The sequence below is a fragment of the Methylobacterium sp. 1A genome (assembly GCF_058072805.1).
The window spans coordinates 998,687-1,024,554 of record NZ_JBYQVE010000001.1 but is presented as its reverse complement, the minus strand read 5'-3'; the positions used below and the strand labels follow the sequence as shown (position 1 = coordinate 1,024,554).

Below are 25,868 nucleotides of genomic sequence, written 5' to 3'. Positions count from 1 at the left end.
AGACGACAGCCGGGTTGGATCAGCCCTTCTTGCCCTGCTTGTAGCTCTGGATGGCGCCCTGGCAGCCCGGCGACAGCTTGGCCATATTCTTCTCGAAACAGGCTTGAGTCTCGGGCCCATCGTCAGGCGGCATGCCACCGCAGAAGGTCGTGAAATCGCCCATGCATTGCTGCTGGAGCGCCGCCTTGTCGTCGGCCGACATGGGCGCGGCGAGCGCGGCCGTGGCCCCTGCGGACAGAAGCAGAGCAGTCGTGATCAGACGTACCGGCATAGCGATGCTGTTCCTCGTGTCGATGAACCGCTCAGAAAGCCGGACGGGCGCCAAACCGTTGCATGCGGTGCGCCGATGATCGGAAATAAAAAAGGAGGCGCCCGGCCGGGCGCCTCTCTGCTCCGCATGAATCTGGGTCGGATCAATCGTCCCAATCGTCGTCGTGATGACGATGACCGTACCCGCGACGCTCGATCACGCGAACATCCGGACGATCCCAGTCTCGGTGGCCGAAGCGAACGCCGCGATAGCCGTCGCCGTAGCCTTCGCGCACGATCACGCGAGAATGGCCGTGATCCGGACCGTAGCCGTAGCCATAGCCGCCACCCCACTCATGGGCCTGAGCGGCAGAGACTGCACCCAGCAGCGCGGTGCCGGCGACCAGGGTCGTGATAAGCTTCTTCATACTCCAACCTCGTTCATCGAACTGAAACGAGAAATGCAGTCGCCAATCATCGCGTTCCACGGCTCACGAAATTAATCAATCCTGCCGTTCATCGACAATTCATCTTCGGCGATCCGCGCCTCATGAGCCGGAACCGAGCCCGGATCCTTGTTGATCAGCATTGCTCGACTTGCAGCCGGTTCGTCCCGTCGGGCAAAATGGCCGGACGGGACGACGGTCGTGTCAGCGACGGGTGCCGGTCGAGCTGGTGCCGGTGGTGCCCGTCGTGCTTCCGCCGCTTCGCGACGTCGAACCGGTCGAGTCCGTCCCGCCGGACTTCATCTCGTGGCCCGGCGCGTAACCGGACGCGCCCGGGCTCCCGGCCCGGCTCCCGCGATCCTGCATCTCGTGGCCCGGAGTCTTGGACGAGGCCCCCTGCTCGGCGGCGACGGCGCTGCCCCCGAGTGCGAGGGTGGCGAGGACGATAATCGGCAAGCGTGTCATGGAGCGTCTCCTGTTTTGGAGCCCCTAAACGGCAGGATCTCCGGGACCGTTCCGACAATTCGTGCCGCTATTCGTGCCGCTATCGACGTCGTGACTGCGCACGATCACGCTGTGAACGTCTGTTCCACCGAAACCTGTGCCGTTCCATCGCCACCTGTGCTTATTCTCGGACCAGCGCGATCCTGAAGACCGCGCGGTTATTCGGAGAGGCTCCGAGCTGACCGGCCTCGTGCCTTCGCGACGGCGGGGAACGGTTTGCCGCGGAGCACCGTAACTGGGGCGACGCGGGACGCCCCCGCTGTGAGGAAGGCATCCATGATCCGCACGCCAACGCTGATCCTGCTCGGCACACTGACACTGGCCGGAGGCATCCTCGGATCGACCTCGGCCGCCTTCGCCGATCCGCCCTGGGCCCGCGGAGAGCGGGGCTTCCGTCACGGCGGCCCGCCACCCTGGGCGCCCGCGCACGGCTATCGCCGCCACCGTGAGTTCGGTGGCTACGGACGCAGGGACGCGCGCTTCTACGAAGGGCGACGTTACGGTGGCTATCGCTACGATCACTACTGACGGTTGCGATATCGCTCCGAACTCGCGCGGTCGACGGCTACCGCCGCGCGAGACGACGCGCCCGCGATTCTCGCAGGCATATGCGCCGATTGGATATGCGCCGATTGATGGCCCGGCGACGCGCTCACGCCTCTCCGACCGGCGCCCGCGCCGGCAAGCGGGTGGCCAGGACCTTGTCGATGCGACGGCCGTCCATGTCGACCACCTCGAGACGCCACCCCTCCGCCACGAACGCGTCCCCCGCCGCCGGAATGCGGCCGAGCTGGAAGATCACGTAGCCGGCCAAAGTCGTGTAGTCGTCCGTGCCCGGCGGATCGTTGAAAGCGAGACGCTCGAACGCGTCCTCGGCCGGCATCATGCCGTCGATGAGCAGCGAGCCGTCCTCGCGCTCGACGACCGCCGGGTCCTCACCGACCTCGGGTATGTCGCCCGCGATCGCCTCGAGGAGATCCGTCTGCGTGACGATGCCTTCCAGGCTGCCGTACTCGTCGACGATCACCGCCAGCTGCACGGGGTTGCGCTGGAAGCTCTCCAGCGCCGTGAGAACCGTCATGCCCTCGTGGACGACGTTCGGCGGCCGCATGGCGGTGGCGATATCGAGGGTCCGCCCGTCGAGGATCTGATCGAGCAGGTCCTGCTTGCGCAGCACGCCGACGACCTCGTCGATGCCGCCGCGGCTCACGACGACATGGGCGTGGCTGCAGGCGCGGACCGCCCGCGTGATCTCCTCGGGCGATCCGTCGAGGTCGACCCACTCGACCTCGTGGCGCGGCGTCATGATCTCGCGGACCCGGCGGTCCCCTAGCCGGAAGATGCGCTCGACCGCTTCCTGCTGAGCCTCGCGGATGAGGCCTGCCTCGCGGCTCGCCTCGACCAGGAGGTTGAGCTCGGCCGTCGAGTGGTGGCCGCCCTCGCCGTGGCCGGGCTGCAATCCGCACAGGCGCAGGACGCCGTTGCCGAGCCCGTTGAGGAACAGGATGGCCGGGCGGAAGACGAACAGGAACACGCTGAGCGGACGGATCACCGCCAGGGCCGTGCGCTCGCTGCGCTGGAGCGCGAGGCTCTTCGGCGCCAACTCGCCCAGCACGATGTGCAGCGCCGTCATGATGACGAACGAGATCACCACGGCGACCGTGTGGGCGGCCGCCGTCGAGAGCATGTCCGGCAGCCACGTCAGTGTGGGCAAGATCAGGTGGGCCAGCGCCGGCTCGCCGACCCAGCCGAGCGCCAGGGACGAGATGGTGATGCCGAGCTGCGTCGCCGCGAGGTGGGCGTCGAGGTGGTCCGTGGCCCAGAGCAGCGCCTTCGCGTTCACGCGCCGCTCGGCGACGAGTTCGGCGACGCGACTCCTGCGCACCGCGACCAGGGCGAACTCCGCTGCGACGAAGAAGCCGTTCGCCAGAACCAGGGCGAGGACGGCAAACAACCCTAAGGCAGTCGCCCAACCGTCGTCCAAAATCGACACCTCCCGTGTGGCCGTCACGCCGGCCGCGTCCCGACGGTCTCTACAGGAGAGCGGCGGCGCGGCCTACGGGCATCAGAGCCCGACCGGCCTCAGCGTTGTCCCCGGCGAACCTCAGCAGACACCGGGCCGCCCGCGCCCGGCGTCGGACAATCCTGTAGGGCGTTCGCGAGCGCGGGCGCTTGTCCGCGAGGACGATGCGCCGACCGTCAGGCACTCGCGAGCCGCGCCGACGACGGTGCCCCGGGCGTGACCCGCCGGCCCCGGCGGGACAGGGTCATGCCGGGCGCCGAGACTGGGGGGACATCCCAGGCCGCGCGCGGCACCGATCCGCGGTCGGGTGTCAGTGGCTGCCGCCGAGATACGCCGCCCGCACGGCCGGATCGTTGCGCATCTGCTGCGCCGGGCCCTGGAAGCGGATCCGGCCGTTCTCCAGCACGTAGGCGTGGTCGGCGACGCCGAGCGCCGCCATGGCGAACTGCTCGACGAGCAGCATCGTCACCTGCTCGGCCTTGAGCAGCCGGATGATCCGGAAGACCTCCTCCACCAGCTTGGGAGCGAGGCCCATCGAGGGCTCGTCGAGCAGGAGGATCTCGGGCCGCAGCATCAGCGCCCGGCCCATGGCGAGCATCTGCTGCTCGCCGCCCGAGAGCGTGCCGGCGAGCTGCGCGCGCCGCTCCTTGAGCCTCGGGAACATCTCGAAGGCCCGCTCGCGGTCGGCCGCGACGTCGCCTTTCGGACGCGAGCCGGTCAGGCGCGGGAAGGCACCGAGGGTCAGGTTGTCCTCGACCGAGAGCGTCGGGAAGACGCGCCGGCCCTCCGGCGAGTGCGCGAGGCCGAACCGGGCGACGTCGTGGCTGTCGAGGCCGCCGATCTCCTGTCCGTTGAGGCGGATCGAACCGGCCCGCGGCCGGATCATGCCCGACAGGGCGCGCATCGTGGTGGTCTTGCCGGCCCCGTTGGAGCCGATCAGCGCCACGACCTGGCCCTTCGGAACCTGGAAGTCGAGGCCGTGCAGAACCTCCACCTGGCCGTAGCCGGCCGACAGACCCGTGACCTCAAGCATGGGTCATCTCCTCGTCGGCGACGGGGCTGCCGAGATAGGCCTCGACCACCTTCGGGTCGGCCTGCACTTCGCGGGCGCTGCCCTCGGCGATCTTGTGGCCGAAATCGAGGACGCTGACGCGGTCGCACAGGCCCATGACCACGTCCATGTGGTGCTCGATCAGGATCACCGTGATGCCGGCATCGCGGATCTTGCGGATGATCGCCGTCAGCTCGGCGATGTCGGGGGCGGTGAGGCCCGCGGCCGGCTCGTCGAGGAGCAGCAGGACCGGGTCGAGGGCGAGCGCGCGACCGATCTCGAGGAGCCGCTGCTTGCCGTAGGGCAGGTTGCGGGCCTCCACCTGCGCCAGGGCGCCGAGGCCCACGAAGTCGAGGATCGCCATGGCGCGGGCGCGCTGCTCGCGCTCCTCCCGGCGCCGCCGGGGCGTGCCGAGGATCGCGTCGAACAGGGTGCCGCGGAAGCTGTGGTGCAGGCCGACCAGCACGTTCTCGAGCGCGGTCATCTCGCGGAAGAGCTGCACGTTCTGGAAGGTGCGTGCCACGCCGGCAGCGGCGATCTCCGACGGGGTGCGCCCGTCGAGGCGCTTCGTCCCCTGGCCGCGCGCGAGGGTCACGCTGCCGCCGGTCGGTTTGTAGATGCCGGTGAGCACGTTCATCATCGTGCTCTTGCCGGATCCGTTGGGACCGATCAGCCCGTGGATCGTGCCCGGCCGCACCGTGAGATCGACGCCGGCCAGCGCCTTGAGGCCGCCGAACTGCATCAGCGCCTGATCGACGGTGAGGAGCGGGTCGGCGCCCCGGTCGCCGCTCTGTACGCTGAGGGCCGCGCCCTCGGCGTGGAGGCTCTTGCCCTCGGCCGTGTGGGCCGGGCGCAGGGCGGGGATCTTCTCGCGGAGGAAGCCCACGATCCCGTCCGGCAGGTAATACACCACGAACAGGATCATCAGGCCGAAGACCGTCAGCCGGAAGTCGGTGACCGATTCGAGCGCGAGCGTCGCCGGGAAGAAGGCGAGGCAGAGCGCGACCGGCACCAGCAGGGCGAACCGGTTCTCCCGGCGGCGCAGGAAGGCGAGTGCGCCCACGACCAGTGCCGCGGCGGCGATGATCCCCGCCATGATCCGCACCAGGCCGATATCGGCGAGCACGTTCGGCATCATCACGATGATCGCCGAGCCGATGATCGGCCCCGCGCGCGACTTGCGGCCGCCCATCGTGACGGCGAGGAGGAACAGCACGGTCAGCTCGAACCCGTAGGAGTTCGGCGCCACGTAGCGCTCCGACCAGGCGAACAACGCGCCGGCGAGGCCGGCCAAAGCCGCCGAGATCACGAAGGCGTAGACCTTGTAGCGGTAGACGCTGACGCCCATGCAATCGCAGGCGATCGGCGAGTCGCGCAGCGCCTCGAAGGCGCGGCCGTAGGGCGAGCGCACCACCCGGTTGACGACCAGGATCGTGGCCAGGAGCGCCAGACAGACCAGGTAGTAGAACTCGAGCTTGCGGCCGGCCGCGCCCCAGGGGGCCTGGAGGCCCAGCAGCGAGAAGTCGAGGACCCGAGCCGGCGGCAGGGTGATGCCGAGGGGACCGTTGGTCAGCGGCGTCAGCTCGTTGATGAAGATCTGGACGATGGTGCCGAAGGCCAGCGTCACCATGGCGAGGTAGGGGCCGGTCACCCGCAGGGCCGGCACGGCGAGCAGCACGCCGAAGGCCGAGGTCACCCCGATCCCGGCCAGGATACCCCACCAGATCCCGAGCTTGAAGTGCAGGAACAGCACCGCCGCCGAGTAGGCGCCGACGCCGAACAGGCCGGCATGGCCGAGGCTCACCTGCCCGGTATAGCCGACCACGATGTCGAGCCCGAGGATCAGGATCGCGTAGATCGCGATCACGATCATCAGGTGGATGTAGTACGAGCTCGTGACCACGTGCGGGAAGACCGCGAGGCCGACGACCAGCAGCACGGCGCCGAGGATGCCGACGTGGCGCGACAGGCTGGGGGCGGCCGCCGGGGCGGGCGCTTCGGTGGGGGCGAGGGTCTGCGCCATGGCTCAGGCTGCCGTGAGAATTGCGCGGGAGGTCACGCTCAGACCTTCTTGATGACGGCCTTGCCGAACAGGCCGACCGGGCGGATGGAGAGGACGACGAGGAGCAGGATCAGGCCCGGCACGTCCTTGTAGCCGGTCGAGATGTAGAAGCCGGTCAGCGTCTCCGCGACGCCGAGGATCAGGCCGCCGACGATGACGCCGAGGCCGGATTCGAGGCCGCCGATGATCGCCACCGCGAAGGCCTTGAGCGCCAGCACGGAGCCCATCGTCGCCCCGGTCAGGGTGACGGGCGCCACCAGCACGCCCGCGAAGGCCGCCGTCATGGCGCTGATCGAGTAGGAGAGGGTGATGACCTTCTGGGTGTTTATGCCCATCAGCCCGGCGGCGTCGATGTCGTTGGAGGTGGCGACGACCGCCTTCCCCCAGATCGACTTGCGATTGAAGATCTCCACCGCCAGCATCATCAGCAGCGCGCCCGCGACGATCAGCAGTTCCATCGGCAGGACGCGCACGCCGCCGACCTGGAGCGCCGTCTCGGGCAGCGGGGAGGGGAATTTGAGGTCGTCACGTCCCCAGACGTTCTCGGCGACGTTCTTGAAGATGATGCCGAGCGCGATGGTGGCCATGATCCACCCGTACTCGGACTTGATCTTCACGGCCGGGCGCACGCCGAGGCGCTCGACCACGGCTCCGAGGGCGAAGCCGAAGACCAGGACCAGCGGGATCATCAGCCAGTAGCCGACGAACGGCACCAGGGTCAGGCCGAACAGGGCCCCGAGGGCCAGCGCCTCGCCCTGGCCGAAATTGAGGGTCTTCGAGGTCGCGAAGGTCAGCTGATAGCCGAACGCGATGGCGGCGTAGATCATGCCGACCGCGACGCCGGACGCGATGAGCTGGAGCAGGATTTCCATGGGATCGCTGTCGCCGGAGGGACGTCCGGTCGCGCGGCGGGCGCCGCGGGACCGCTGTGCTGAGCGCCGGCGGGCTGTTACGCCGCCGGCCCTTAGGGAGACGCCGCGCCCGTCGCGGGCGCAGCGTCCGGATCCTCAGTTCGAGGACTTCTCCTTCAGACGAACCACGCCGGCGTTCTTGGCGTCCTCGTCCTTGGCGTAGACGATCTTGCCGTCCTGCACCTTCCCGAACACGACCATGTTGCGCGAGATGGCGTTGTGGTCCTTCGCCGTGAAGGGCTTGTCGTAGGTCGTGACCACGCCCTCGACCTTCTCGTTCAGGTTCTCCAGGGCGGCGCGGATCTTCGCGCCGTCGGTGCCGCCGGCCTGCTTGATCGCCGCGGCGAGGAGGTAGATCGAGTCGTAGCCCTGGGCGCCGGCCACGGGGGTCGGGATCTTCGTGACACCGTAGGTCTTGTAGTAGTTCTCAAGGAACGCCTTGCGCTTCGGCAGGGTCTGATCCTCGATGAAGGTCTGGGGCATGATCACGCCGTTGCCGTTCGTGCCGGCGATGTCGATGAAGCTCTGCATCGAGGACGGCCAGCTCGTGATCATCGGGACCTTCCAGCCGAGCTTGGCCATGCCGTTGGCAATCTGGGCCAGTTCCGGCCCGATGCCGTAGGCCAGGATCACCTCGGCGCCGGCCTGCTGCGCCTTCAGCAGCTGGGCCGTCATGTCGACGTCCTTGATGTTGAACTTCTCGACCGCGACGGGCTTCACGTTCTTGGTCGCGAGATACTTCTCGATGTCCTCGCGCCCGAGCTGCCCGTAATTGGTCGAGTCCGCCAGGACCGCGATCTTCTTGTGACCCTGGGCAAGGGCCTCGTCGACCATCAGGCCGGCCTGAAGCACGTCGTAGGCGGAGTTCCGGAAGACGTAGTTGGCGTCGTAGTCCGGCTCCTTGAACTGGTTGGTGATGATCGTCCCGGTCGCGACGTTGTTGAAGACCGGGATCTCGGCCTCTTGGTAGAAGCGCTGGGCGGCCAGAGCCACGCCGGTATTGATGAAGCCGACGCTCGCGACGACTTTCTCCTTGTTGATCAGTTCCTGCGCGACCTGCGCGCCGACCTCGTTCTTGGCCTCGTCGTCGCGCTCGATCAGCTGGATCGGCCGGCCGAGAACGCCGCCGGCCTTGTTGATCTCGGCGGCGGCGAGCTTGGCGCCGTCCCGCATCGAGACACCCATCGAAGACGAGCCGCCCGTATAGGGCCCGCTCAGCCCGATCTTGATCGGGTCCGCGGCCCGCGCCGGGGCCGACACCATCGTCAATAACAGCACCGCGGCTGCAGCGCGACCTGCGAAGACCATCGTTTCCTCTCCAAGATTCCGCGTGCGCGGTGTGCCCTTCACCGTGGCACTCTGGGAGGGAGATCTCCCGAGACGGGTCGAGCCGTCAAGCTGAGATTTTGGGCGATCCCAGACGATTAATACAGATTGTCCGTTCCACATGTCGTAAAAGCTGCAGGCACCACAATTTCACGTCGTCGGTGCCGGCAGTCGGATTAAGCGCCGGGCGCGTTCGTGATAGGCCGGCGGCGCCGGTCGGCCGACACATGATCCGGCGCCCCCACCTGCGGAACGCTGCGAGCTATGCGCGGCGGCGCCCGCGCTCCGCCTGGGTCAGGCCGTCGTAACCCCAGCTGTCCTTCGGCACCTCGTGGATGACGATGTAGGACACCTCCGCCAGTTCGGCCCCGAGGACGGTCTTCAGGAGCCGGTTTACTTCAGAAATGAAGCGCGATTTCTCATCGGGCGTGTTCGTGTCCGCGCTGATGATGGCGTCCACTTGCGCGGCGCGGGCGATCGGCTCGGCACCGACGCTCCATCCCGCGGCAGGCACCGCCTCGACCAGTACGCCGACCAGAGGCGCGACCTTGTGCAGGACGGTGGCCATCAACCGGGTGATGCCCGCCTGGATCGCCGTGATCTGCTCGGGTGCGAGGGGCGTACCCGCGACTTTGACATTGATGAAGGGCATGGTCGTCGGTCCGTGGCTTCGCGACCGCCGCGGCGGCCAACGGACGAAGACTTACGTGACCTGGAGTGTTCGGATAATTTGAAAGTTCGCCACCCTGTGTTCGACAAAACCGAATGATGGGGCCTCATCTCCGCTGGCGCGAGCCACGTCACCCTCGGCTCCGCCGCCCCGTGATCGAGCCTCGCGACGCGGACAGGGCAAGGTCCGAACAGCGGTCGGGTGCCTCTCGCGGTCTCTCCTCGAGAAGTCCTGGCCAGGGCGATCGGTCCCCGTTCGCGCGCGGGCAGAGACCGAGAGGACTGATGTTCGATGGCCGGGGTGTCTGCGGCGCGCCGAGAGCCCGTCACTGGCCATCGCGCCCTTACGCGACGTGCTCCCTTATGGTCTCGAGAAGAATATCGGTGAGCCGTGCGACGGCCGGCGCCAATTCGGCTTCGGCCTGGTGGAGTGTCAGTGACGCGCTCGGAAGAGGCGGCAGGCCGGTCGCGGCCGGATCGAGAACGCTCAGCGTTTTCGGCAGGCCGACGGCGGTGCGCGCGGTGACACCCAAGCCACCTTCGGCGGCGGCCCAGAGTCCCGAGAGGCTGGGGCTGGTGAAGACGAGCCGCCAGGGCAAGCCGCGACCGTCCAGGGCAGACACGGCCGCGGACCGGAACGTGCACGGCGGCGTGAAGGCCGCGAACGGGACGGGTTCCCGGACCGGGTCCGCGAGACCCGGCCAGTCCGGGGGGCCGATCCAGTGGATCGGCACTTCGGCGACCCGGTGCGCGTGAGGGGCACCGCTGCCGTCCCCCCAGACCAGCGCGACGTCGAGCTCGCCCCTCAGGGTCTTCTCGACGAGCTGCGCGCCGAGCCCGACCTGAACCTCGATACGCACACGCGGATAGGCCCGCGAGAACCGCATGAGCACCGCCGGCAGCCAGCCCTCGGCGAAATCCTGCGCGAGGCCCAGCCGCGCCCAGCCCTCGAGCTCGGGTCCGCGCAGCCGGTCGACCGCCTCGTCGTTGAGTTCCAAGAGCCGCTTCGCGTAGCCGAGCATGCTCTCACCGGCGGCGGTCAGCGCGAGACCGCGTCCCGCCTTCTGCACGAGCGGCTGACCGACCTGTTCCTCCAGCTTCCGGAGCTGCGTGCTGACGGCCGATTGCGACCGCCCCAGTCGCTCGGCCGCGCGGGCGAAACTGCCGAGCTCGAACCCGGTCACGAAGGTGCGGAGCACGTCCATGTCGAGGTTGGTGCGCGTCGCCATGCTTCAATTTCCGGAAAGTCTTTATTCAGGTGTTTCAAATTTTCCGGACGATCCTGGGGGCGTAAACGGCGAGCGTCAAGGCGGCCAGCCGCTCGACGTCGCAGGAGACCGCAAGCCATGCCCCTCGTTCGCATCTCGCTCCTCAAGGGCAAGTCACCGGCCCATATCAGAGCCATCTCGGACGGCATCCATCGCGGCCTGCGCAACGCCTACGGCGTGCCCGCAGACGACCGCTTTCACCTCATCCATCAGCACGCGCCGGACGAGCTGATCTACGATTCCGACTATCTCGGGCTTCAACGCACCGACGACGTGGTGATCATCAACATCGTCGCGGGCAATTGGCGGGACACGGCGAAGAAGAAGGCTCTCTACAGAGCGATCACCGACAACCTCGTCGCCGATCTCGGTCTTCGTCCGGAAGACGTGCTCATCGTCCTGTCGCCGAACGCGCGAGACGAGTGGTCCTTCGGCAACGGCCTGGCGTCTTACGTCCAGGACGACGTGGACTGATCCGTCCGGGGCAATGCGATCTGCCTGGCGGGACCGCCGCCTCGCGCTGACCGGTTCCGAGCCCTAGGCCGGGACGCGCGCGCCGTCCCAGGCGAAGACGCTTCCGGTGTCCGCCACGTCGAGCTCGCCGAGCACGCGCAGAAGATGAGCTGCGCTCTCGTCGGGTCGAAAGACGCCGGGGGCGCCCGGATCTGGGCGGAAGGGCCGCGACAGGTTGGAAGCGACCGTGCCCGGATGGAGGCCGACGACGATCGCGTCCGGGCGGCTGCGGGCCACCTCGATCGATAGGGTCCGCAGGATCTGGTTCAGAGCCGCCTTCGAGGCGCGGTAAGCGTACCATCCGCCCGAGCGATTATCCTCGATCGATCCGACCCGTGCCGACAACGCTGCGAACACGCAACGTCCCTCTCGTGCCAGCAGCGGGACGAAATGCTTGGCGACGAGGGCGGGGCCGATCGCGTTGATGGAGAACACGGCGGCCATCGCGCCGGGATCGAGCGCCTTCAGCGCCTTCTCGGGCGCGACGCCGTCCTGATGGAGGATGCCGGTCGCGACGATGACCAAACCGACCGGTCCGGCCTCCGCGACCGCAGCCGCGGCCGCAGCGACCGACGCCTCGTCGGTAAGGTCGATCGCGTGGCTGCGGATGCCGTGCGGGAACGATGGCTGCGAGCGCGAGAGGGCGAAGATCGGAGCGTAGGCTCCGCTCGCAGCCAGTCCGGAGACAAGGGCTCGGCCAATGCCGCCGGAGGCGCCGATCACGACCGCGCTGGTCGAAGTCGATGAGGTCATGGCGACGTCGTCTCAGCGGGCGCGCGGATCGGCTACCTTCAGTCGAGACCAGCCCGGTTCGATGGCTGGCGTTGCCTCGCACGATACATAGGCGCCCTCTGGCCGCTTGGCAGCCGCGATGACCGCGTCGTCGTGCACCCTTCCGGCTCTCGGTTAGGGCGAAGGCCTGATCCGCACCATCACAGGTGCGACCGGCTCATCGCGAACAGGTCTCGATCTCGTCGCACGCGCAGCGCAGAGACCATTGGTCCGTCTAAGCGCAGCTTCCCCCGAACATGCTCGACATGTTCGGGGGATCACTGACCGGTACAGCGAGCGCGGATACCGTCCGCTAATCGGCGCCCCTCTCGGACGCAGGCGGTCGAATGCCGCTCTGAGATATATCTCGCTGAAACCTCAGCAGGTTCAACTCAGAGCGGCAAGCAACTTAGGCCTTCTTTATCGTACGAGCCGTCGGCGTATCAGGAGCACCCTGTCGTCGAACCGCAGGTGTCGCACTTCAGGCAGGTGCCGTTGCGGACCAGCGTGAAGTTCGCGCATTCCGGGCAAGCCTCGCCGACATAGCCCTTCATCTTCGCCTCGGCCCGCCGGTCTGCGACGCTCCTCTCCGCCTTGGCGAAGGGGAGGGTGTCGGCGATCGTCTCGGCCTGACCGGCCACCGCAGGCTCCGCCTTCAGCGCCGTGCTGCCGCGGAGCGCGTGGACCGTGCCGCCGGCAGGCGCCGACTGTCCGGTGCCAGCCGCGCCGACGCCGAGGCTGGCACCGGCCGGGCCACCCTGGATCAGCGTCAGCCGGTCGGCCGAGCCGCGCAGCAGGCCGCGGGACACGACCGAGGAGGCCGGCGCGGGCTTCGGGCCCTCGCGGGTCGTGTCGCCGCTCTCGCCGCCGCCGATCACCGTGCCGCCGATCTCGGCGGGGCTGACATGGGCGAGGTCGGCGCGGCCGAGATACGAGACCGCCAGCTCGCGGAACACGTAGTCGAGGAGCGAGGTCGCGTTCTTGATCGCGTCGTTGCCCTGCACGAAGCCGGCCGGCTCGAACCGCGTGAAGGTGAAAGCCTCCACGTACTCCTCGAGCGGAACGCCGTACTGGAGGCCGAGCGAGATCGCGATGGCGAAGTTGTTCATCAGGCTCCGGAAGGTCGCGCCCTCCTTGTGCATGTCGATGAAGATCTCGCCGAGGCGGCCGTCGTCGTACTCGCCGGTGCGCAGGTAGACCTTGTGGCCACCCACCACCGCCTTCTGGGTGTAGCCCTTCCGGCGGGCCGGCAGCTTCTCGCGGGAGCGGATCCGCTCGACGCGCTCGATCACGCGCTCGACGATCTTCTCCGCGGCGGCGGCGGCCTTGGCGGCGGCCGGCGCCTGGATCAGGGCCTCGATCCCCTCATCGGCCTCGTCCTCGTCATCCGAGATGAGCGCCGAGTTGAGCGGCTGCGACAGCTTCGAGCCGTCGCGATAGAGGGCGTTCGCCTTGAGGGCGAGGCGCCAGGACAGCAGGTAGGCCGCCTTGCAATCCTCGACCGTGGCGTCGTTCGGCATGTTGATGGTCTTGGAGATCGCCCCCGAGATGAAGGGCTGCGCCGCCGCCATCATGCGGATGTGGCTCTCGACCGAGAGGTAGCGCTTGCCGATCCGGCCGCACGGGTTGGCGCAGTCGAAGACCGGGTAGTGCTCGAGCTTCAGTCCCGGCGCGCCCTCCAGGGTCATCGCCCCGCAGATGTGGGTGTTGGCGGCCTCGATCTCCTTCTTGGTGAAGCCGAGGAACGGCAGCAGCTCGAAGGTCGGGTCCGACAGCTTCTCGGCGGGGACCCGGAGGGTCTGCGTGAGGAAATCGTCGCCGAGCGTCCAGCGGTTGAACACGAACTTGATGTCGAAGGCCGACTTCAGGCCCTTCTCCACCGCGGCGATCTTCTCGTCCGTGAAGCCCTTGGCGCGCAGCGTCGTCGGGTTGATGCCCGGCGCCTGACCCATCGAGCCGTGGCCGACCGCGTAGGCCTCGATCTCGGCGATCTCGGATTCGCGGTAGCCGAGCGCCCGCAGGGCGTCCGGAGCGGCCTGATTGATGATCTTGAAGTAGCCGCCGCCGGCGAGCTTCTTGAACTTCACCAGTGCGAAGTCGGGCTCGATGCCGGTCGTGTCGCAATCCATCACGAGGCCGATCGTGCCGGTCGGCGCGATCACGGTGGCCTGGGCGTTGCGGTAGCCGTGCTCCTCGCCGAGCTTCAGCGCCCGGTCCCAGGCGGCGCGGGCATGGTCGCCCAGATCCGCCTGCGGGATGTTCGCGTGGTCGAGGGCGACCGGCGCGACGTTCAGGAACTCGTAGCCACCGGCCTCGCCGTGGGCGGCCCGGCGATGGTTGCGGATGACCCGCAGCATCGCGTCGGCATTCTCGTCGTAGGCCGGGAAGGTGCCGAGTTCCGCGGCCATCTCGGCCGAGGTGGCGTAGGCGACGCCGGTCATGATGGCGGTGAGGGCACCGGCGAGCGCCCGGCCCGCGTCGGAATCGTAAGGAAGGCCCATGGTCATCAGCAGGCCGCCGATATTGGCGTAGCCGAGACCCAGCGTCCGGTAGCGGTAGGAGAGTTCCGCGATCTCCTTGGACGGGAACTGCGCCATCATCACCGAGATCTCGAGCACCACCGTCCAGAGGCGGTTGAGGTGCTCGAACGCCTCCACGTCGAAGCGCTTGGTATCCCGGTCATACATCGTCAGCAGGTTCGCCGAGGCGAGATTGCAGGCGGTGTCGTCGAGGAACATGTACTCGGAGCACGGGTTCGAGGCCCGGATCCGCCCGCCCGCCGGGCAGGTGTGCCAGTCGTTCATCGTGGTGTTGAAGTGCAGGCCCGGGTCCGCGGAGGCCCAGGCGGCCTCGCCGATCCGCTCCCACAGGTCGCGGGCCTTCAGGGTCTTGGTGACCTTGCCGGTGGTGCGGGCGGTCAGCTGCCAGTCGGCATCCGCCTCGACGGCGCGCAGGAAGTCGTCGGTCAGCGAGACCGAGTTGTTGGAGTTCTGGCCGGCGACCGTGAGGTAGGCCTCCGAATCCCAGTCGGTGTCGTAGACGGGGAACTCGATCTTGGTGAAGCCCTGGCGGGCGAACTGCACCACGCGCTTGATGTAGGAATCCGGCACGGAGGCGCGGCGGGCGGCCTTGATCTCGCGCTTGAGCGCCGGGTTGCGCTCCGGATCGAAGCAGGCATCGCCCTCGGCCTCGCACTGCGTGCAGGCCTTCATCACCAGCGTCAGGTGCTTGGAGACGACCTTCGAGCCCGTCACCAGGGCGGCGACCTTCTGCTCCTCCTTCACCTTCCAGTCGATGAAGGCCTCGATATCCGGGTGGTCGATGTCGACGATCACCATCTTGGCGGCGCGCCGCGTGGTGCCGCCCGACTTGATCGCGCCGGCCGCGCGGTCGCCGATCTTCAAGAAGCTCATCAGGCCCGAGGACTTGCCGCCGCCGCCGAGCTTCTCGTTCTCCGAGCGCAGCATCGAGAAGTTCGAGCCGGTGCCGGAGCCGTACTTGAACAGGCGCGCCTCACGCACCCACAGGTCCATGATGCCGCCGTCGTTGACGAGGTCGTCCTGGACCGACTGGATGAAGCAGGCGTGCGGCTGCGGGTGCTCGTAGGCCGAGGCCGACTTGGTCAGCACGCCGGTCTGCGGGTCGCAATAGTAGTGGCCCTGGCTGGGGCCATCGATGCCGTAGGCCCAGTGCAGGCCGGTGTTGAACCATTGCGGCGAGTTCGGCGCCACCATCTGGCGAGCCAGCATGAAGCGCAGCTCGTCCATGAAGGCCGAGGCGTCCTCCTCCGACGAGAAGTAGCCGCCCTTCCAGCCCCAGTAGGTCCAGCAGCCGGCGAGCCGGTCGAAGACCTGCGTGGCGGAGGCTTCGGAGACGAAGCGCTCGTCCTCGGGGATCTCGGCCAGGGCCGCGTCGTCCGGCACCGAGCGCCAGAGGAAGGAGGGGACCGCGTTCTCCTCGACCTTGCGCAGCCGCGCCGGAACGCCCGCCTTGCGGAAGTATTTCTGCGCGAGAACGTCGCTCGCGACCTGGCTCCAGCTCTCCGGCACGTCGATGCCGTCGAGGCGGAACACGACCGAGCCGTCCGGGTTGCGGATCTCGCTCAGGGCCTTGCGGAAGGGGATCCCGGCGTAGGGCGATTGTCCGGCCGTGGTGTAGCGACGCTCGAACCGCATGAAACACACCTCTCCCGTCGGGACACGAGGGTCCCGGCCCCGCGCGACGCGGGGTCTAGCCCGATAGTGGGATTCGCGGCCGACCACGCCCGGCTGAGAGACGTGCCTCGGTCCCGCGAACGAAAATTAGGAACGGCCGCCCCTGCCCAACGCACCACTTCCGCGGGGCGCGACCGATGCAGGGAGATTACCGCCGCCTTCACTCTCACGTCAACAAGTGGTGTTCGACGGCCTTGTTCCCCGCTAGATGTTGTGCCGGCTCGCAAAAGCCTGTGGATATCGTCCCGGGCCGGGATAAGTGTCCTTCCGGCTTTCGGGAATCGGATCGGGAAAATTTTAGATTCACAACCCTAGGGAGCGGAACCGGCGGATGGCCGGAACCGGAGGCCGAAAGCGCGGGCCGAGCGTTGCCCCGGGGCGACACTTCCGTCATGCGGCTGGACTCACACGCGCGCGGTCACCATAACGGCGCCCACGAGCGCCCTCGCGGCGCGCCACGATTCCGGGACCGGCGATGGCGCTGAAGGACACTTTGCTGCGCATCTTCACGTGGTGGAACGGCCAGACCGTCTCCGTCGCGCTCCAGACCGCGCGCACCGGAATCTTCGTCGGCGAGGACGAGTTCGGGAACAAGTACTACAAGGCGGAGGGCGCGCTGATCGACCGCTCGGTGGGCTCGGAGCGCCGCTGGGTCGTCTACAACGGCTACGCCGACGCCTCGAAGGTACCCCCCGGCTGGCGCGGCTGGCTCTGCCACAACGTCGACGTCGCGCCGAGCGAGGAGACCTATCAGCCGAAGGCGTGGCAGAAGCCCCATATCGAGAACCAGACCGGCACCGCGAACGCGTACCGGCCGGCGGGCTCGCAGCTCTCCTGGGGCCAGCGGCCGGCCGCGACCGGCGACTACGTGTCCTGGACGCCGGGCGAGTAGAGCCGCGACCCGTCGCGGAGCCGGCGCCCTTTTGCCGCCACCGTTCCGGTGTTCATGACGGGTCAATCCCGATCGCCCGCCGCGCACCCGTTGGCGCGGCCGGTCACCCTCGTCCAGGGGTCCGAGCCTTGAGCCGCATCACCGCCCTCGCACGCCGCGCGCTCGCCCCCGGCCTCGCGCTCCTCGTCTGCGCCGGCCCCGCCGCCGCCGACAAGATCAAGAACCCGACCGCGGTGTTCTCCGGCCTCGACAAGATCACCGGCCGGATCGTCAATTTCGAGGTGGCGGTCGACGAGACCGTGCAGTTCGGCGCCCTGCAGCTCACCCCGCGGGTCTGCTACACGCGCCCGCCGACCGAGAGCGCCAAGACCACGGCGTTCCTCGAGGTCGACGAGGTCACCCTCGACAACAAGTATCGCCGGATCTTCACCGGGTGGATGTTCGCGTCGAGCCCCGGCCTGCACGCGATCGAGCACCCGATCTACGACGTGTGGCTGGTCGACTGTAAGGGCGGCAGCGACGTGATCGCCGAGGCCAAGGAGCAGGAGGACGTCCCGGCCGTGGCGGCCAAGCCCGAGAAGGCGAAGCGCCCCGGCAAGGACGCGACCAAGACCGCCCAGCAGCTCAATGCCAACGGGCAGGTAGACGTGGAGGCGCCGCGCGGCGTGCCGGTGCAGCCCCGCCAGAAGCCCTCGCGCAAGTTCTTCCCGTCGAACGAGGGGCCGGCGCCGGCCCCGCCGCCGCAGCAGCAGCCGCAGAACCTGTTCGACGCGCTGTTCCGCTGACGCCGCCCGCGGGCGAGTCGTCGCCTCAGGCGACGTTGAGCCGTCGCCCGCGATTCCACGCCAGGAACGGGACGCCGGAGAGCAGTCCGGCGAGCGCCGCGCGCGTCTGGTGGCAACCGTTCACCGACACCCGGGGCAGGGCCTGGAGGTGCGCGGCGTGCTCGGCGAAGAGGTGGCCGGGCCGCGTGGTCACGGCCGTCGCGAAGCCCATCTCCCGCGCCAGGGCGAATTCCCGCGGGCCGGCGGAGGTCGGATCCCCGACCGGGTAGGACAGGTGCCGCACCGGCCGCCCGAGTTCCGTCTCGATCCGCGCGCGCCCCTCGGCGATCTCGCGCGCCGCGATCGCGGGAGCGTGCTTGGCGAGCATCGGATGGCTGACCGTGTGGGCGCCGACGGTGACGGCCGGGTCGGCGGCGAGGGCGCGCAGCTCAGCCCAGGACAGGCACAGGTCGGCGGCGAGGCGCCCGGGCGGGAAGCCGGCCTGCCGGCAGAGGGCCGCGATCCGGTCGAGGAGGTCCGCCTCGTCCCCGCGCCGCAGGTCGCGGTACAGGGCTTCGAAGGCCAGCGCCTTCTCCTGCGGGCTGCGCGCCGGAAGGTCGAGACTCCGCGCGCCGACGTCGATGCGCACCCGGTCCAGGCGCGCGATCGCCTGCTCGAGCTCGATCCACCAGAGCCGCCCGGCCTGGTCGGCGAAGCCGCTGGTGACGAACAGGGTCCACGGCGCGCCGTGGCGGGCCAGCACGGGACGGGCGTGCTCGACATTGTCGCGGTAGCCGTCATCGAAGGTCAGGACCGCGAAGGGCGGCCCGTAATCGGGTTCGGCCAGCCGCTCCGGCACCGAATCGAGACCGATGATCTCGAAGCCGCGGGCATCGAGCTCGCGCAGGGTCAGATCGAGGAACTCGGGGGTGATGCCGAGCAGGCGGTTCGGCGCGAAGGCCGGGACCGGGTCGGGGCTGACGTGATGGAAAGTGAGGATCACGCCGAGGCCGCGCGCCGCGGGGCTGAGCCAGCGGTCCGCCCCGAGCGCCTGGATCGCGCGGAACCCGGACGCGAAGACCCGATGCTTGGCACGCGACGACAGCATGGCCCTGAACCGTTCGGGCCCGCGGCCCAGCTCGGCACAGCCTTGGCTCGCCCGGGTAAACAAAGCCGAAAGCATGCGTGACTGCGGCGAAGGCAAGCTATCATTAGCCACGACTGTTCTTTGGCGGACCGTCCGGCGCCGGGATCGCGCCATCATCGATCGGAGTGACGAGCTGTTCAGCCGCTTGCCGTCAGGGTGCGCGCGGCACGGGATCGCGCGCGGTCCCCGGGAGATCGGGTCATGGCGGTCGGTGTCCACGTAGCGGGAACGGACATGGTCGATTCGCGCAGCGCCGGGGGGCTCGTCGCGGAGATCATCCCCGATCTGGCCGCCGCGGAGGCGCTGTGGCGGCGCCTGGATGCCGATCCGGCGAGCCTCGGAACGCCCTACCAGCGGTTCGACTGGATCAGCGCCTATCTGCGGGCGACGGGACAGGCCGAGCGCGCGCGCGTCGCGGTCCTGCGGGATGCCGACGGACGGCCGCGCATCCTCGTCCCGTTCACCCTGAGCCGGGAGCACGGGCTGCGCCTCGCGCGCACGGTCGGCGGCACGCACGCCAACTATCACATGCCGCTCTTCGCCACCCGCGACGCGGCGGCCATCGGGCCCGGCAGCATCGTCGCGGCGCTGATCCGCGCCGGCCGCGCTGAGGGTATCGACGCCTTCGCGCTCAAGCACCAGCCCCGGATGTGGGACGGGGCGGCGAACCCGCTCGCCGCGACCGGCGAGGCGGAGGCCAGCGACGGCTACGGCCTCATGCTCGGGCCGGATCCGGAGGCGACCGTGCGCCGGGTTTTCAGCGCGGACGCCCGCAAGAAGCTGCGCTCCAAGGAGAAGCGCCTCGTGGAGGCGCACGGCGCGATCGTCTACCGCCGCGCCGAGACCGCCGACGAGGCGGCGCGCCTGCTGGCGGCGTTCTTCGCGCAGAAATCGGCCCGCTTCGCCGGCATGGGCGTGGCCGACCCTTACGCCGATCCCGCGATCCGGTCCTTCCTGACGGCCGCGTCGACCGGCGCAGAGCCCGCCGTGGAGCTGTACGCCCTGTGTCTCGCCGAGAGCGGCCGCGTCCTCGCCACCTTCGGCGGTGCCGTCAGCGACCGACGGTTCAGCGGCATGATGACGGCGTTCGACGGCGACCCCGAGGTCGCCCGTTACAGTCCCGGCGACCTTCTCCTGCAGCATCTCGTGCGCGACCAGACCGCCCGCGGCCGGCAGGGCTTCGATCTCGGCGTCGGCGAGGCGCGCTACAAGGCCAGCATCTGCGACGAGACGATCAGCCTCGTCGAGACGATCATCCCGGTCACCCTGTGGGGCCGGGCCTACGGCGCCCTGCGCCGGGGCCTGACGCGGACGAAACGGCGGATCAAGCGCGACCCGCGCCTCTACGCCGCCCTCAAGCGGCTCCGCACGTTGCGCCGGTCGTGATCGGCGCGCGCCTTAGGCGGCGTTGAGGCGCAGCTCCGCCCGCGCCTCCTCGACATCGGACGCGGCCGGGCGATCCTGCGCGACCAGGATCTGCCCCGCGCCGGCCTCCTCGGCGAGGGCGTAGAGGTCGGCCAGCGCCGGATCCTCGGCATCGGCGTTCGACGCGATGACGACGCTGTCCATGAAGCCGGCCACGAGCTCGAGGAGGTCGACGGCCCCCGGCGCGGCGTGGAGCCGGAAGACCACCCAGTCGTAGGCCTCGGCCATGGCCTCGAAGGTCAGGGCCAGGGCATCGGGCTCGTCGAACAGGACGGTCGACTCCAGCAGCCCCGCCTCGATCCGATGCTGGCCGCCGTCCCGGCGTGCCTGGATCACGTCGAGGAACGCGGCCTCGCCGGCGATGAGGTCGGCGAAGCCGAGCCGCGCCGTGCCGTCGTTCGGCAGGTTCAGGTCGACGGCGACGAGGCTTCCCTCGCGACCGAGCGCGCGGGTCAGGGCCTCGGACAGCGCCGGGACGCCGCGACGGGCTTCGGTCTCGACGATCAGGACGCGGCGACCCGCCTGCGCCTCCGGTGCGCGGGGCGCCGCCGCGATGCGCGCGACGAGCGGCGCGAGATCGAACGTGTCGGGGGAGCGGAGCGCCGCGGCCGCGGCGGGCGCCGCCGACGCGGCGGCAGCCGCGCCCGACGCCTCGGACCAGCGGGCGGCCGGTGTCGCCTCCGGGAAGGTGAAGGACGGCCGATCCAGCACCGGCTCGCGGCGCCGCCGATCGTCTGCCGGATCGCCGTCGCGGTCGCCGGCGGCGCGGCCGGACTCGGCGAGCAGCGCGCTGGCGATGACCCCACCGACCGAGAGCATCAGCGTCAGCAGCGTCGCGAAAGCGACGATCGGCAGCTTCTTCGGGAAGGACGGAACCTCGGGCGTTACCGCGCGGGACACGATGCGGGCGTCGGCGGGGGTCGCGGCCTCGCCGTCGCGCGCCGCCGCCTCGCGGTAGCGGCCGAGATAGGATTCGAGCTGCTCGCGCTGCGCCTTGGCCTCGCGCTCCAGCGCGCGGAGCTGGATCTCGCTGGCGTTGCCGCGGACGACGACGTCCTGCTGGCCGTCGACGGCGGCCTGGAGGCTCTCGACCCGGGCGCCCGCGATCTTGGCGTCGTTCTCCATCGTGCGCACGACGCGCTCGGCCGAGGCCTTGATCTGGGCGTCGAGGTCCTCGAGCTGGGCGTGCAGCTCCTTGATGCGCGGGTGAGCCGGCAGGAGGGTCCGCGACTCGAGGGCGAGCTGGGCGCGCACGGAGATCCGGTTCTCGACGATCCGGCGGATGACCTCGTTGTTCGCGACGTCGGGAATCTCGAAGGCGCGCCCGTCCTTGATCAGGTCCTTGATGGCTTTCACTTTGCCGTCGAGGTCGGCCTTCAGGCTCCGCGCCGCGGAGAGCTGGCTCGACAGCTCGCCGAGCTGCTGGGCGTTGAGCGGCCGTCCGGCCAGGCCGGTGCTGCCCACGAGGCCGTTCTTGGCGCGGAACGCCTCGACCTTGGCCTCCGCCTCGGCGACGCGCTTGCGCAGCCCGTCGATGTTGCCGCCGAGCCAGGTGGAGGCGTAGCGGGCGGTGTCGACCTTATCGGCCTCCAGCGATCCGATGTAGAGCTTGGCGATGGTGTTGGCGGCCTCGGCCGCGAGCTTCGGGTCCTTCGCGCGGAACTCGATCGTCAGGATGCGCGACTTGCCAGCAGGGAAGACCAGGAGGTGGTCGAAGTAGGCGTCGAGCACCCGGTCCTCGGCGGGGCGGTCCAGGGGATTGGGACCGATGCCGAGCATCATCAGCACGCGCTGCACGGCGCCGATGCTGCCCGCGCCGGGATCGAACTCGGCGTTGCCGACGAGCTTGAGCCGGCGGATCGCCTCGCGGGCGAGATCGCGGGACATCACGACCTGCACCTGGCTCGCCACCGCCTGCTCGTCGATCGGCGCGAGCTGGTCGCCGCGCTCCTGCGCGGTGCGGGCGAAGGCCGGGTCGCGGCTCTCGAGCAGCACCTTCGCCTCGCCGGTGTAGCGGGGGCTGACCACGTTGACGAAGACGCTCGCGCCCAGGGCGATCACAAGGGTCGGCCCGACGATCCAGCCGATCGAGCGCCGCAGGATCCGCGGCAGCTGCGCGAGGCCGAGGCCTTCCTCGGCGCGCGGCTGGGATCCGGGCACGGCGTAGGTCGAGCGTTGACGGATCGTGGACATGCGGACGCTCTGAACGCGGAGACAGGCCGGGCAGGCATTACTGCCGTCCCGCGGCCATTAGTGGATGTTAAGGTTGCTCAAGAGTTAAGGGGCGCGCGGACCGGTGACGGCGCCGCCTCCGTCGCGTGGTGATCAAGTTTCATTAACCTTAACGGCCTACATCACCCCGCAACTGCATCCATGACGGCGATGGTGATGAACCGGCGCGCTCTGCTCCTCGCACTCGGCTCGACTCTGGCGCTCGGCGGCTGCCTGCGGCCGAGCTTCCGCACCGACCAGCTCGATGCCACCGGCACCGGCTCGATCGCCGCGCGGTACACGCTGGCGGCGGGCGACAAGCTGCGGGTGATCGTGTTCGGCCAGGACAACCTGTCCAACATATACGCGGTCGACGGCGCGGGGCGCATCGCCATGCCGCTGATCGGGACCGTGCAGGTGGGCGGCCAGACGACCGCGCAGGCGGCCAAGGCGATCGAGGCCAAGCTGGCCTCCGGATACGTGCGCGAGCCGCACGTCACCGTGGAGGTGGACGCCTACCGACCGTTCTACATCCTCGGCGAAGTCACCACCTCCGGTCAGTACCCGTTCGTCAACGGCATGACCGTTGAGACCGCGGTGGCGATAGCGGCCGGTTTCGGCCCGAGGGCAGCGCGCGATTACGCCGTCCTGACCCGCGACGCCGGTGGCTCGCTGATCTCCGGGATCGTGCCGATGACCTACGCGGTCCGGCCGGGAGACACGATCGTCATCAAGGAACGCTTCTTCTGAGCGGCGCGGCGCCGGTCACTGCCCGCTCTGCCACGGGTTGATCACCCGCATGGCGGTCTTCTGCGCTGGGATCGGCGTCGCCACCTCGGGCATCGGCTGCCGGGCGCGGGCCATCATCCGCCGCGCCTCCTGCGCGGGCACGGCGCCGACCGGCGTGAACAGCCCGGCCAGGACCTTCCGCGTGCCCCGGCTCACGAAGCGCGAGTTCTGGACCGGCTCGAAATCCCGGATCGCGTGGCGCTTGTCGGGATTCCCGGTGAACACCCGGGCGCCAGAATTCAGCACCACGATGTCGCCGGGCCGCAGCGTCTCGTCCTTGAGCAGCGCCGCCGTCGCGCCGCCCTTCATGTCGATGGGGGTCTGGCGCTCGCTGATCTCCCGCTCCTTGACGCGGATCTTGAGCGGGAGCGCCGCGTAGCGGGTCTGGAAGCGGCGGCGCGCCGCCCCGAGCCGCGGGGTCGCGTGGCGGCCGAAGGCGCGGCCGTCGAAGGCGGGGGCCGGGGCAGGGGCCGGCTGGGCCTGCTGCGGGGCCGGCCGGGCGCCGAACAGCATCTCGAGGAATCCGACCTCGGCGGCCTGGGCGCGCAGCGCCGACCCGGCGAGGAGACCGCCGGCCGCCATGATGGCCAGCAAGCTGCTCGTGCGAAGCCTCATAGCACCCTCCGGAAGCGACGCCCGACGCGAGCATCCGACCCTCAACCGCAAGGCGTACTGGAGGGTTCCGGATGATTTAGAGTCTGCTTAGGAACGCCCCGCGGCGATCCGCCGGCGCGGGATTCGACGTCCCCGCGGTGAGGAGCCCGGCGCGCCCGAGCGCGCAGGGACGCGACCTAGCCCGGCGCCGACTGCTCGCCCTCGCCGATGCAGTCGAGGGCGCGCTCCACGGCGCTCACGGCATCCAGGAGGTGCTGGACGGTGCGCTCGACCTCGATCGCCGGACGCCCCATCGCGGCGGCGCGGGCGCTCACATCCTCGAGCTGCTCCAGCAGGGCGAGGAGATCACCGGCCACAGTCACAACTTCGCAGCGAGCGAGGCGGGTGACGGTCGGGCGCGGACGGAAGGGCAAGACGTTGCTCATCGCGGAGGGTTGTCGCCCGAAACGACCGGGATTCGCCAGGGGGAGGGGGCCGAACTCAACACGATTGGCCGGCCCTATCCGCCGCAATCCCGGTCTGTGGTGGATTTTCCGTGGCCGGCGCGCATCGGAGGCGGCAGAACGGATTTACATCTTGCGCGCGACCTTGACGGAGGCGCCTCCGCGCTGACCATGCCGCGAGACGTCCCGTGAGGGCCGCCCCGGCCGTGGCCGGTCGCGGGCCGGCCACGGCCCGCTTTCAGGATACGCGATGCGCTTGACCCTTCTCGCCCTCTCCGCGCTGACGCTCGGCGGCCTCTGCGCCTGCAGCACCAGCGACGGCCCGGATTCCCGCAGCGGCCTCGCCGAGACCTTCAACCTCGACAACTACCGGGCTTCGGGCAACACCAACGGCACCCAGACCCGCCGCGACGTGAACCGCGCCTACACCCAGCCGACGCTGCCGACGATCGGCAACCGCGGGATGTGAGAACCGGGCGCGCGGCGCGTCACCGCTTGGTGAGCGCGTCCGCGAAGGTGGCGATCCGGTTGCGGGCGTAGACCGGCAGGCCGGCGCTGATCGAGTTGCCGGTGTTGAAGCTGGAATTGCCCATCAGCACCTGTGCGGGCAGCAGATTCTTGAGTACCGGCACGCGGGCGTACTCGGCCTTGCGGTCGAGGACGTCGCCCTTGATCGCCAGCGCCATGTAGGTGGTGACCACCGTCTTGGTCGGGTCGTTCGGCATCGGCTGGAACACGGCCAGGAACTTGCCGAAGCGCAGGATCTGGTTGACCCAGAAGATCGTCTGCTCGAGGCCGCCGGTCACCGCGGTGTCGATCTTGGTCAGCGCCTTGAGACGGTCACCCTGGTCCGGCCCGAGCACCCGCAACTCGCTCTGGAACGAGACGAACTCGGCGATCTTCTTGGTCGAGCCTTCCTCGAGCTTGTTGGCGAGCTTCACGCCGAGCGGCAGCTTGCCCTCGAGGTCGTAGCGCGACTCGATGCAGGCGCCCGCGCCCTCGCACCACGGACGGTCGGGACGCTTGGCGAAGGCGGCGGCCGGGTCCTTGTTGGGCGTCACGTCGGCGACCGCCAGGGTGCGGTGCTTGATCGCCGGATCCATCTTCTGGACGAAGGCGAGGTTGGCGAAGGCCTGGAGGTCGATCGCCTCGGGCGGCCGCGGGACGACGAAGCGCCCCTCGGCGACGTAGACCTTCAGGGTCTCGTGCCGCGGCTTGGTCACGCCGTTCACCGTGACCGTGTAGTCCGGCTCCTTGTAGCCGGGATACGGGGCGAGCGCCGCCGCCTCGGCCGGCCGCGCCTTCAGCCAGTCGAGGTACGGGATCAGGCCGTTCTCCGGCGCCGACGGGTTGTCGCGATGGTCGGTGAACAGGATCTGGCCCGGCTTGATCGCGGCCGGATCGACGGCCGTGACCGAGGGCACCTCCTTGATCCGCTCGGGCCCCGGCGCCGGGGCGGTGTTGGCGGCGGGCGTCTGGGCGCGTGCCGGGAGGGCCGGGAGCGCGGCCGTGAGGGCGGCCGCCAGGGCCGCGGGAAGCTGCTGGCGCAACGGGATTCTCGTCTGTCGGGGAGGG

At 69.4% G+C, this 25,868-nt stretch carries 24 protein-coding genes; 7 read left to right on the top strand and 17 right to left on the bottom strand.

Features of this window, described 5'->3' with window-relative positions; all coding sequences use genetic code 11:
- Positions 1-19: 19 nt before the first annotated feature.
- The 3 genes from ACX9MN_RS05015 to ACX9MN_RS05005 form a co-directional block, all read right to left on the bottom strand.
- Positions 20-271 (bottom strand): hypothetical protein, encoded by a 252-nt coding sequence (locus tag ACX9MN_RS05015; RefSeq protein WP_020091655.1) that lies wholly within the window; start codon positions 269-271, stop codon positions 20-22.
- 142 nt (positions 272-413) lie between these two features.
- Positions 414-677: a hypothetical protein gene (locus tag ACX9MN_RS05010; protein ID WP_489723826.1), complete on the bottom strand. Its 264-nt coding sequence runs from the start codon at positions 675-677 to the stop codon at positions 414-416.
- A 222-nt stretch (positions 678-899) separates the two neighbouring features.
- A complete protein-coding gene (locus ACX9MN_RS05005; protein ID WP_056521516.1) occupies positions 900-1,160 on the bottom strand; it encodes a hypothetical protein in 261 nt (86 codons plus the stop codon).
- Between the two features lie 315 nt (positions 1,161-1,475).
- Between ACX9MN_RS05005 and ACX9MN_RS05000 the strand changes: the two genes are divergently transcribed.
- Positions 1,476-1,727 (top strand): hypothetical protein, encoded by a 252-nt coding sequence (locus ACX9MN_RS05000; RefSeq protein ID WP_489723825.1) that lies wholly within the window; start codon positions 1,476-1,478, stop codon positions 1,725-1,727.
- Between the two features lie 124 nt (positions 1,728-1,851).
- Here ACX9MN_RS05000 and ACX9MN_RS04995 read toward each other — a convergent pair whose 3' ends face one another.
- The 7 genes from ACX9MN_RS04995 to ACX9MN_RS04965 all read right to left on the bottom strand — a co-directional run bounded on the left by ACX9MN_RS04995 (position 1,852) and on the right by ACX9MN_RS04965 (position 10,470).
- Positions 1,852-3,183 carry a hemolysin family protein gene (locus tag ACX9MN_RS04995; RefSeq protein WP_489723824.1) on the bottom strand — a complete coding sequence of 444 codons (1,332 nt, stop codon included), beginning with the start codon at positions 3,181-3,183 and terminating at the stop codon, positions 1,852-1,854.
- Positions 3,184-3,532: 349 nt separating this feature from the next.
- The gene (locus tag ACX9MN_RS04990; RefSeq protein ID WP_010682999.1) at positions 3,533-4,255 is read right to left on the bottom strand and encodes an ABC transporter ATP-binding protein; all 723 of its coding nucleotides are present in this window, start codon (positions 4,253-4,255) and stop codon (positions 3,533-3,535) included.
- On the bottom strand, positions 4,248-6,296 hold the full coding sequence (locus tag ACX9MN_RS04985) for a branched-chain amino acid ABC transporter ATP-binding protein/permease (RefSeq protein ID WP_489723823.1): 2,049 nt from the start codon (positions 6,294-6,296) through the stop codon (positions 4,248-4,250). The genes ACX9MN_RS04990 and ACX9MN_RS04985 overlap by 8 nt, the downstream gene beginning before the upstream one ends.
- A 38-nt stretch (positions 6,297-6,334) precedes the next feature.
- Entirely contained in the window at positions 6,335-7,207 is an 873-nt protein-coding gene (locus ACX9MN_RS04980) for a branched-chain amino acid ABC transporter permease (protein WP_020091659.1), read from the bottom strand.
- Positions 7,208-7,342: 135 nt separating this feature from the next.
- Entirely contained in the window at positions 7,343-8,554 is a 1,212-nt protein-coding gene (locus ACX9MN_RS04975) for an ABC transporter substrate-binding protein (protein WP_026604708.1), read from the bottom strand.
- 280 nt (positions 8,555-8,834) lie between these two features.
- Positions 8,835-9,224, bottom strand: coding sequence for a tautomerase family protein (locus ACX9MN_RS04970; protein WP_020091661.1), 390 nt, complete (start codon positions 9,222-9,224; stop codon positions 8,835-8,837).
- A gap of 361 nt (positions 9,225-9,585) precedes the next feature.
- The gene (locus ACX9MN_RS04965; protein ID WP_489723822.1) at positions 9,586-10,470 is read right to left on the bottom strand and encodes a LysR substrate-binding domain-containing protein; all 885 of its coding nucleotides are present in this window, start codon (positions 10,468-10,470) and stop codon (positions 9,586-9,588) included.
- A 117-nt stretch (positions 10,471-10,587) separates the two neighbouring features.
- Between ACX9MN_RS04965 and ACX9MN_RS04960 the strand changes: the two genes are divergently transcribed.
- Positions 10,588-10,983 (top strand): tautomerase family protein, encoded by a 396-nt coding sequence (locus ACX9MN_RS04960; protein ID WP_489723821.1) that lies wholly within the window; start codon positions 10,588-10,590, stop codon positions 10,981-10,983.
- A 63-nt stretch (positions 10,984-11,046) separates the two neighbouring features.
- On the opposite strand, the gene ACX9MN_RS04955 is transcribed toward ACX9MN_RS04960, so the two are convergent.
- A complete protein-coding gene (locus tag ACX9MN_RS04955) occupies positions 11,047-11,775 on the bottom strand; it encodes an SDR family NAD(P)-dependent oxidoreductase (protein WP_427507709.1) in 729 nt (242 codons plus the stop codon).
- 461 nt (positions 11,776-12,236) lie between these two features.
- Positions 12,237-15,968, bottom strand: a complete 3,732-nt coding sequence (locus tag ACX9MN_RS04950) for a vitamin B12-dependent ribonucleotide reductase (protein WP_427507710.1) — start codon at positions 15,966-15,968, stop codon at positions 12,237-12,239.
- Positions 15,969-16,482: 514 nt separating this feature from the next.
- On the opposite strand from ACX9MN_RS04950, the gene ACX9MN_RS04945 reads away from it, so the two are divergent.
- Positions 16,483-16,899 (top strand): NADH:ubiquinone oxidoreductase subunit NDUFA12, encoded by a 417-nt coding sequence (locus tag ACX9MN_RS04945; protein WP_020091666.1) that lies wholly within the window; start codon positions 16,483-16,485, stop codon positions 16,897-16,899.
- A 128-nt stretch (positions 16,900-17,027) separates the two neighbouring features.
- Positions 17,028-17,684: a DUF2155 domain-containing protein gene (locus ACX9MN_RS04940; protein ID WP_056521486.1), complete on the top strand. Its 657-nt coding sequence runs from the start codon at positions 17,028-17,030 to the stop codon at positions 17,682-17,684.
- 25 nt (positions 17,685-17,709) lie between these two features.
- Here the strand turns inward: ACX9MN_RS04940 and ACX9MN_RS04935 are convergent, their stop codons facing one another.
- Positions 17,710-18,771, bottom strand: a complete 1,062-nt coding sequence (locus ACX9MN_RS04935; RefSeq protein ID WP_447714561.1) for a polysaccharide deacetylase family protein — start codon at positions 18,769-18,771, stop codon at positions 17,710-17,712.
- Between the two features lie 273 nt (positions 18,772-19,044).
- On the opposite strand from ACX9MN_RS04935, the gene ACX9MN_RS04930 reads away from it, so the two are divergent.
- Positions 19,045-20,196: a GNAT family N-acetyltransferase gene (locus tag ACX9MN_RS04930; RefSeq protein ID WP_489723820.1), complete on the top strand. Its 1,152-nt coding sequence runs from the start codon at positions 19,045-19,047 to the stop codon at positions 20,194-20,196.
- A gap of 12 nt (positions 20,197-20,208) precedes the next feature.
- Here the strand turns inward: ACX9MN_RS04930 and ACX9MN_RS04925 are convergent, their stop codons facing one another.
- Complete coding sequence (locus ACX9MN_RS04925; protein WP_489723819.1) at positions 20,209-22,428, bottom strand: GumC family protein; 2,220 nt, start codon at positions 22,426-22,428, stop codon at positions 20,209-20,211.
- A gap of 189 nt (positions 22,429-22,617) precedes the next feature.
- Between ACX9MN_RS04925 and ACX9MN_RS04920 the strand changes: the two genes are divergently transcribed.
- Positions 22,618-23,196 (top strand): polysaccharide biosynthesis/export family protein, encoded by a 579-nt coding sequence (locus ACX9MN_RS04920; RefSeq protein WP_020091671.1) that lies wholly within the window; start codon positions 22,618-22,620, stop codon positions 23,194-23,196.
- A gap of 15 nt (positions 23,197-23,211) precedes the next feature.
- Here the strand turns inward: ACX9MN_RS04920 and ACX9MN_RS04915 are convergent, their stop codons facing one another.
- Complete coding sequence (locus tag ACX9MN_RS04915; RefSeq protein ID WP_489723818.1) at positions 23,212-23,850, bottom strand: hypothetical protein; 639 nt, start codon at positions 23,848-23,850, stop codon at positions 23,212-23,214.
- 176 nt (positions 23,851-24,026) lie between these two features.
- Positions 24,027-24,275 carry a hypothetical protein gene (locus tag ACX9MN_RS04910; RefSeq protein ID WP_012317333.1) on the bottom strand — a complete coding sequence of 83 codons (249 nt, stop codon included), beginning with the start codon at positions 24,273-24,275 and terminating at the stop codon, positions 24,027-24,029.
- 268 nt (positions 24,276-24,543) lie between these two features.
- On the opposite strand from ACX9MN_RS04910, the gene ACX9MN_RS04905 reads away from it, so the two are divergent.
- The gene (locus tag ACX9MN_RS04905) at positions 24,544-24,762 is read left to right on the top strand and encodes a hypothetical protein (protein WP_020091673.1); all 219 of its coding nucleotides are present in this window, start codon (positions 24,544-24,546) and stop codon (positions 24,760-24,762) included.
- A 19-nt stretch (positions 24,763-24,781) separates the two neighbouring features.
- On the opposite strand, the gene ACX9MN_RS04900 is transcribed toward ACX9MN_RS04905, so the two are convergent.
- Positions 24,782-25,843: a hypothetical protein gene (locus ACX9MN_RS04900; RefSeq protein ID WP_091678749.1), complete on the bottom strand. Its 1,062-nt coding sequence runs from the start codon at positions 25,841-25,843 to the stop codon at positions 24,782-24,784.
- Between the last annotated feature and the right edge of the window lie 25 nt (positions 25,844-25,868).

Bases quoted from the DNA above. Each gene is read 5' to 3' on its own strand.
- ACX9MN_RS05015 (WP_020091655.1), bottom strand. From the start codon at position 271: ATGCCGGTACGTCTGATCACGACTGCTCTGCTTCTGTCCGCAGGGGCC.
- ACX9MN_RS05010 (WP_489723826.1), bottom strand. From the start codon at position 677: ATGAAGAAGCTTATCACGACCCTGGTCGCCGGCACCGCGCTGCTGGGT.
- ACX9MN_RS05005 (WP_056521516.1), bottom strand. From the start codon at position 1,160: ATGACACGCTTGCCGATTATCGTCCTCGCCACCCTCGCACTCGGGGGC.
- ACX9MN_RS05000 (WP_489723825.1), top strand. From the start codon at position 1,476: ATGATCCGCACGCCAACGCTGATCCTGCTCGGCACACTGACACTGGCC.
- ACX9MN_RS04990 (WP_010682999.1), bottom strand. From the start codon at position 4,255: ATGCTTGAGGTCACGGGTCTGTCGGCCGGCTACGGCCAGGTGGAGGTT.
- ACX9MN_RS04985 (WP_489723823.1), bottom strand. From the start codon at position 6,296: ATGGCGCAGACCCTCGCCCCCACCGAAGCGCCCGCCCCGGCGGCCGCC.
- ACX9MN_RS04980 (WP_020091659.1), bottom strand. From the start codon at position 7,207: ATGGAAATCCTGCTCCAGCTCATCGCGTCCGGCGTCGCGGTCGGCATG.
- ACX9MN_RS04975 (WP_026604708.1), bottom strand. From the start codon at position 8,554: ATGGTCTTCGCAGGTCGCGCTGCAGCCGCGGTGCTGTTATTGACGATG.
- ACX9MN_RS04970 (WP_020091661.1), bottom strand. From the start codon at position 9,224: ATGCCCTTCATCAATGTCAAAGTCGCGGGTACGCCCCTCGCACCCGAG.
- ACX9MN_RS04965 (WP_489723822.1), bottom strand. From the start codon at position 10,470: ATGGCGACGCGCACCAACCTCGACATGGACGTGCTCCGCACCTTCGTG.
- ACX9MN_RS04960 (WP_489723821.1), top strand. From the start codon at position 10,588: ATGCCCCTCGTTCGCATCTCGCTCCTCAAGGGCAAGTCACCGGCCCAT.
- ACX9MN_RS04955 (WP_427507709.1), bottom strand. From the start codon at position 11,775: ATGACCTCATCGACTTCGACCAGCGCGGTCGTGATCGGCGCCTCCGGC.
- ACX9MN_RS04950 (WP_427507710.1), bottom strand. From the start codon at position 15,968: ATGCGGTTCGAGCGTCGCTACACCACGGCCGGACAATCGCCCTACGCC.
- ACX9MN_RS04945 (WP_020091666.1), top strand. From the start codon at position 16,483: ATGGCGCTGAAGGACACTTTGCTGCGCATCTTCACGTGGTGGAACGGC.
- ACX9MN_RS04935 (WP_447714561.1), bottom strand. From the start codon at position 18,771: ATGCTGTCGTCGCGTGCCAAGCATCGGGTCTTCGCGTCCGGGTTCCGC.
- ACX9MN_RS04930 (WP_489723820.1), top strand. From the start codon at position 19,045: ATGGTCGATTCGCGCAGCGCCGGGGGGCTCGTCGCGGAGATCATCCCC.
- ACX9MN_RS04925 (WP_489723819.1), bottom strand. From the start codon at position 22,428: ATGTCCACGATCCGTCAACGCTCGACCTACGCCGTGCCCGGATCCCAG.
- ACX9MN_RS04920 (WP_020091671.1), top strand. From the start codon at position 22,618: ATGGTGATGAACCGGCGCGCTCTGCTCCTCGCACTCGGCTCGACTCTG.
- ACX9MN_RS04915 (WP_489723818.1), bottom strand. From the start codon at position 23,850: ATGAGGCTTCGCACGAGCAGCTTGCTGGCCATCATGGCGGCCGGCGGT.
- ACX9MN_RS04910 (WP_012317333.1), bottom strand. From the start codon at position 24,275: ATGAGCAACGTCTTGCCCTTCCGTCCGCGCCCGACCGTCACCCGCCTC.
- ACX9MN_RS04905 (WP_020091673.1), top strand. From the start codon at position 24,544: ATGCGCTTGACCCTTCTCGCCCTCTCCGCGCTGACGCTCGGCGGCCTC.